We start from the raw sequence: 6,568 nt of genomic DNA, 5'->3' as shown, positions 1-6,568 counted from the left end.
AGATGAGAACGAATTGGGTTCGAGAAAAGATCCTCACCGGTCAACCGACTATCGGTTGCTTCATGGGGTTGGGCAGTCCAAACCTTGCTGAACTCTTGGCACATGCTGGGTATGATTGGTTGGTTATCGAAACGGAACATAACGCACTCGATACCGCCCAGATTGAGCACATGCTCATGGCGATCAACGGGACCGAAGCCGTCCCCATCGTCCGCACCCCCTCTGCCGATCCTGTCTTCATCCAAAGGGCGTTGGACATAGGCGGTATGGGAATTCTTGTGCCGATGGTAAAGACTGCTGATGAGGCACAGGCTATCGTTGATGCCACCCGCTACCCACCGCAAGGCACACGGGGCTGGGGACCGTTGCGTGCCTCGCAATACACGGTTGACAATGAAGACTATTTCAACCGGGCGAATGACAATATACTTGTCTTCTTGCTCATTGAGACCAAAGAGGCTGTGGAAAACTTGGCGGAGATCGGGGCTATCCCCGGCGTCGATGTGTTATATATCGGTATGTGGGATCTGTGCCTGTCGATGGGGTTGAACCCGCTTCACATGCCGCATCCAGAGACTGATGCCGTTATTGAACGTGCCTTAGAGATTGGTCACAAAGGTGATGTTGCCATCGGGTTCGGAGATAGCACACCGGAGGGATTGCAGAGGCGACAAGCCCAAGGTTTCACTGTTTTGGGCTACGGTCCTGATTACTACCTGCTTCTACAGGCGGCTCGCGCAGGCTTGGACGCTTTCAAGCGGTCATGGAGGTAGGTTGATGAAATCCGAAAACTCGGTGTCTGCACAAGAAGGTCAGTCCCGATGCTGTAGGTCTGCCGCGCTTCGTCGTGCACTGCAGGAAGCGTTACGAAAAAGTGCCAATCCTGAGAAGGCACCGGGGATGCAGGCTTACATGAAGTCAGAAATGCCGTATCTTGGAGTCCAAACACCGGCACTAAAAGCGATATGTCGAAAAGTTTTCACGGCTCACCCACTTGAGGCCCAGCAATGCTGGCTGGATGCCATTTTCACTATTTGGCGGAATGCGGATTACCGAGAGGAGCGTTACGCCGCTATCAAGCTCGCGGAGCATCGTGCCTACCGTGGTTTCCAGACGCTTGACGCGCTTCCTTGCTACGAGGAGATGATCACCGATGGCGCGTGGTGGGACTATGTCGACACCATCGCCTCCCGGCTTGTCGGCAATCTCCTAAAACAGTATCCAGAGAAGATGAAAACTCGAATGCTTGAATGGGCACATTCGGCCGACATCTGGAAACGTCGCACATCGATTATCTGTCAATTGAGATTCAAGGAGGCTACGGACTTTGAGTTGCTTCGGGCGTGTATTGCCCCGTCCATTGAGCGCCGGGAGTTCTTCCTTCGCAAGGCGACCGGTTGGGCGCTGCGCGAATACGCCAAGACCAATCCGGACGAGGTTGTCGCCTACATCATGGACAACGCCCACCGGCTAAGCACACTCAGCAAACGTGAGGCTTTACGCATCCTCCTCAAGACCGGTGATATAGCCGCTGTGCCGTAATTGTACGTAAAGGGTAGGGTGTGTGGATGTGCTTATTACTAGCACGTCGTTATAGGTGAGTGTCGTATCATCGTGGAAGCCGATACAATCAACGTTTCAGGTGTTGACCTGCATGGGCGCGACAATCAAAACTTCCGCCGTAATGGACTTCGTAGATGTACTCATAAACTGCTTCCGATACGCGCCGTAACGTATCGGATCGGCGTCTCACCCATGACCAAAAAGCTTCGGAACGATTGCGATTGCTGGTTTTGGTTTGGTCTTCAATTATGCCAGTAAAGATGTAAGCCCGCTGTTTCCCTTGCGGACCGATGATTGCCAAAATACCGCTATCGGCGACCAAACCGTAAACGGTTCCGGTTTTATGATACACACGAACATTTGACGGTATACAGGTTTTATCGTGCATACGATCACCGTTCGGAAGTCCCAGATAATATTTCATTTTGTTTGAATATGGTAGGTTCCCAAGCCACAACTGATTATAGAACTTATTCAAATCACGTGCTGAGGTCATGTTCCGATAAGTTCTACCGCCGGCGGGAATGTATTCAACGATGCGAGTCTGATTGAAGTAAGGATAGTTCCATTTTAGGATTCGCTGCACGCCGCGCGGACCACCGAGCAATCTGATGAAATGGTTGGTCGATGTATTGGCACTTCTTTGGATCATCTGACGGAGTTGTTGGCGATTCTTAGCAGTATGCTCAAGTCGTTTGTGTTTCACCTCATGAAAGTAAGCAAGCATTATAAAGTTCTTGATTAGCGAAGCGGCCATCATTGTTTGGTCTTCATTGATTGAGACCACTTTTTTCTGCTTAGTCACATCATAGACAACAAAGCTGGTTCGGTCTGTGCTTCCCAGTACACCCCTGAACCGCAGTCCCTTGATGTATAGATCGATGTCCGCCTCAAGATTGGAATCGACAGTGATGTCGAATTGCAGCGGTGTAGGCCTTTGTTGGCTAGGTCTTTGCGGTGTGGGTTTTTGCTTGCTTGACGGTTGCTTACTTGGTCCAGACGGGTAACGCTGATCCGGAATTGGGTAGGCAGCATCATACCCTTTCGCTTTCGTTACTCCTGCTTGACGAAGTAACTTCGCGTGATTCATTGCGACCCGATGGGCAGTCTCATAATTGCCATCCCGATCATAGATGACACCGTATTGCCCCTTCGCGTTCCGTACTACCTTGATCTGCTTTGCGATATTTGAACCTAGTGCTCGCTTAACTTTGCTAGCATATGTGTTAGCATACTGCTGCTTACTCCCCCAAAAATAACTCACATCATAAGTTCTCGATGCAAACGACGCGGACACGGGCAATAGGAAACTGATTAAACTACAAATGAATAAATGCGGATGTATTTTCGTCATAAAAAAGATAATGCGGATAGTACATCAACGTTTCACCATTTCGTTGACAGGCACACCATTTTTGGCTATGCTATTCCGGAAATAGTTTGAAACGTCACCGGGGTGCCTCTATTATGCGGCTGATTGGCCACAAAAGAGGATTGGTTGGTTAATGCAGGTGAGGTGATGTTATCTTATCTCACCTTGACCGAAACGGTGGGGATATTTGCTGTAATTCTGTTGGATCTGTGCGTCCAATTGTGCTATGATAGCATAAAGACGTGCCAAACTTTCAAAGGTTTAACCAATAAAAGGAACGCATAGCGGAAAAACGATAATCCTTTTGACTTATACCAAACCCAGACAGGAAGCAAACATACCCCTTACAATAAATACAATCTTTTCTTCGCAACAGTAGCAGCACTTCAGCGTTTTCCTGCGGAAGGAATCGGAAAGTTGGCGGACTGCCGACGATACTCAAGAGTGGGAGACACGCCAGTGGGAAAATCCCCGTCTTTCGACCGATGAATCGACAACATACCTCCTAGCTGAAAATCAACGGCTGCAATCACAATTTGGTTTCTAGTAAATCAATAAAATCTCTATCCTAATCCTCGAAAAATTGCGTTTTTTTATTATATCGTTTAATAATCTCTGCGTCAAGAGGGGTTTGGTCCAGAAATAAGAATCATAGGTTAATATCGTGAAACAGCAATTCAAACCAAACATATTAATCATAGATGACGAGGCGAGCATCTGCGAATCGCTGCAAGGTATTTTCGAGGATGAGGGATACAACGTTGTAACCGCTTATAATGGTGAGCCGGGGATTCGTTATGTTGCAAGTGAGCAGATTGACTTGGTGTTTCTGGACATTTTAATGCCCGGCGGCTTTGACGGACTTGAGACCCTACGACGAATTAAGCAGATATCCCCCGATACGGAAGTCATCATGATCACCGGGCACGGTACATTTGAGCTTGCATTAGAGGCTGGGAGCATAGGTGCACTCGACTTTTTTGGAAAACCTCTTTCGTTGGATATTGTACTGGCTAAAGTGGAAGAAGCTACCCAGAAAATTGAACGCAGGCGTGCGCACCCATCAGCGGAAAGCGGCGATTTTGAACGTCCGATTATTGGCACTAGCCAACCGATACAGGAAATGTTGGCAAAGATTCGGCAGGTTGCCCCGACAAATGGGCGTGTTCTTATCACCGGCGAAAGTGGTACTGGAAAAGAGCTGATTGCCTACGCCATTCACAACCTCAGTCCACGCGATAAAGCTGCTTTTGTCAAAGTGAACTGTGCGGCTATCCCAACAGATCTCATTGAATCCGAGCTTTTCGGGCATGAACGTGGCGCGTTCACCGGTGCATCAAGTCGACGCATTGGGAAATTTGAGCAGGCTGATGGTGGCACCATCTTTCTCGATGAGATTGCTGATATGAGTCCATCAACGCAAGCAAAGGTACTTCGTGTCCTTGAGGAGCAGGAATTCGAACGGGTCGGCGGCGGACAAACCGTGCATGTTGATGTCCGTGTCATTTCTGCGACGAACAAAGACTTACAGGAAGAGATTCAGGGCGACAAGTTCCGTGAAGATCTCTACTACCGATTAAATGTTGTGCCTCTTCACATCTTACCTTTGCGCGAGCGGGTTACGGACCTCCCTTTACTTATCGATTATTTTTTGTCTCGCTTCTGCCGAGAAAACCAGAAACCGACCATGACAATACACGAAAACGCGCTGGAGATATTGAGCGGATACCATTGGCCCGGCAATGTCCGAGAACTTCGAAATATGATAGAGCGACTTGTCATCTTGTGTCCTCGCGAAACTATTGGGGTTGACGACTTACCCATGGAACTCAGTCGTCGCGGCGATCCGTCTCTGGTTAGCACAGAGACCCCACTCAGAGAGGCAAAAAACGAGTTTGAGCATCATTTTATCCGAAATCGTCTTGAAACGAACGACTGGAATATCACCGAAACTGCTAGGCAGCTTGGCATTGAACGCACAAATCTGCATCGCAAAATGCGGCAGTATGATATCAAACGTTAAAGGAGAAATTCTCATGAGTACAATGAAAGCCGCGATTTACACAGGCATCGAACAAATTAGCATTCAAGAGGTGGGATACGAGCCCCCTGCGCCGGGGTACGTCGGCATCGACACCAAGCAAACCGGAATCTGCGGGAGTGACCTCCACAGCTATTTTGGGCACTGGGATCAATCGCATACCCACGCCGCCGGCCACGAAACCTGCGGCACTGTTATCGAGCTGGGTGAAGGTGTTACGGGGCTTCAACCGGGTGATAAGGTCGCGATCGAATTTTTCTCACACTGTGGACGCTGCCTCTACTGCCGAAAGGGCTATTACAATCACTGTTCGGAACGCCAATGGGTTTCACACAATGCGCACGGGGGCTTTGCAGAGTACACAAATGCCCATATTTCAGGACTCTTTAAGCTGCCTGAAAGCATGAGTTTTGAAGAAGGAGCTTTGGTTGAGCCGCTTGCGGTCTCCTACCGTGCTGTGGGGCAAGCCAACGCGAGCTATCAGGACCGGGTTGCAATTATTGGCGGCGGAACCATCGGACAGTTCGCCCTCGCAGCGGCAGTGGCAGCAGGGGTCAAAGAAACTTTAATCACTGTCAAGTATGATCAGCAAGCTAAATTGGCGAAGGAATTAGGTGCTGACCATGTGGTCAACATTGGCGACACGGATCTTAAAGAATATGTCAACGATTTGACGAGTGGTTTGGGAATGGATGCTGTGATTGAGACCGTTGGGGGTGGACAGAACTTCGATGCTGCGATGGGCATCGTCCGGCGACACGGAACAGTTGTGCTCGTGGCAGGATATTTTGAGCCGTTGGAAGTAGATCTGAGCCGTATCGTTTGGTCAGAGGCAATTGTCACTGGCTCTAACTGTTACGGCTTCACCGGCATGGACACCGATTTCGGCGCAGCGATTGAACTCATCTCGTCCGGTAAGGTTGATGCGACTAAGCTGGTGACCCACCGGTATCCACTGGAGGACGTTGTTGAAGCGTTCAGGGTTTCCGCCGACAAACGTTCCGGCGCGATTAAAGTGCATTTGCGCCAGTGAACTTTTAACTACTTGAGGGAATTATGAAAATACTGGAAACAATCCCAATGCTTTAGGGTTGGGTCAAACGGCGTAATTTTAGTTAATTTTCACGGTAAAAAGTGTGATACTTGTTTCGTCTTTCGGTGGGAGAGTTGCACCCCGTCGCATGGCGGTGTCTCCCACATCCTCTGCAACAGGAATCGAAAGACGGAAAGACAATCCCATGTTAAAAACCCACAAAATCGCTTTAGATCCCAACAACGTTCAGGCAACGCAATTCGCTCAACATTGTGGTTATGCCCGTGTAGCCTACAATCATGTCCTTGCAGATTTTAAGGATGGTTTAGACAATGACGAATGGCGTAGCCATATAGAGTTAAACAAACGCTTTAATGCTATCAAGCGTGATACTTATGAATGGTGTAGTCAACTCAATCAACGTGCTGCCCATAATGCGATTTACTTCAACTTCCAAGATGCTATCAAGCGTTGGAAGTCAGGTCAGAGTCTATTTCCCAAGTTCAAGAAGCGTTCTAAAGGACAGCGTTTCCAAGCAGACGCAGGCAGAGGCACAACT

The 6,568-nt window shown here is 48.9% G+C and carries 6 protein-coding genes; 5 read left to right on the top strand and 1 reads right to left on the bottom strand.

Going from position 1 to position 6,568, the window contains the following annotated elements; translation table 11 throughout:
• A partial coding sequence (locus J4G02_19465) for a hypothetical protein (protein ID MCE2396713.1) occupies positions 1-773 on the top strand: 773 nt, incomplete at its 5' end.
• A 4-nt stretch (positions 774-777) separates the two neighbouring features.
• Complete coding sequence (locus J4G02_19460) at positions 778-1,542, top strand: DNA alkylation repair protein (protein ID MCE2396712.1); 765 nt, start codon at positions 778-780, stop codon at positions 1,540-1,542.
• An 88-nt stretch (positions 1,543-1,630) separates the two neighbouring features.
• Here J4G02_19460 and J4G02_19455 read toward each other — a convergent pair whose 3' ends face one another.
• Positions 1,631-2,827: a serine hydrolase gene (locus J4G02_19455; GenBank protein ID MCE2396711.1), complete on the bottom strand. Its 1,197-nt coding sequence runs from the start codon at positions 2,825-2,827 to the stop codon at positions 1,631-1,633.
• A 772-nt stretch (positions 2,828-3,599) separates the two neighbouring features.
• On the opposite strand from J4G02_19455, the gene J4G02_19450 reads away from it, so the two are divergent.
• The 3 genes from J4G02_19450 to J4G02_19440 all read left to right on the top strand — a co-directional run.
• On the top strand, positions 3,600-4,958 hold the full coding sequence (locus J4G02_19450; GenBank protein ID MCE2396710.1) for a sigma-54-dependent Fis family transcriptional regulator: 1,359 nt from the start codon (positions 3,600-3,602) through the stop codon (positions 4,956-4,958).
• Positions 4,959-4,971: 13 nt separating this feature from the next.
• Positions 4,972-6,009, top strand: a complete 1,038-nt coding sequence (locus tag J4G02_19445; GenBank protein MCE2396709.1) for an alcohol dehydrogenase catalytic domain-containing protein — start codon at positions 4,972-4,974, stop codon at positions 6,007-6,009.
• Positions 6,010-6,214: 205 nt separating this feature from the next.
• Positions 6,215-6,568, top strand: a 354-nt coding sequence (locus J4G02_19440; GenBank protein MCE2396708.1) for a helix-turn-helix domain-containing protein, incomplete at its 3' end; no start/stop codon positions are given.

The organism is Candidatus Poribacteria bacterium (genome assembly GCA_021295755.1).
GTDB lineage: Bacteria > Poribacteria > WGA-4E > WGA-4E > PCPOR2b > PCPOR2b.
This window is presented reverse-complemented; position numbering and strand designations above follow the sequence as displayed.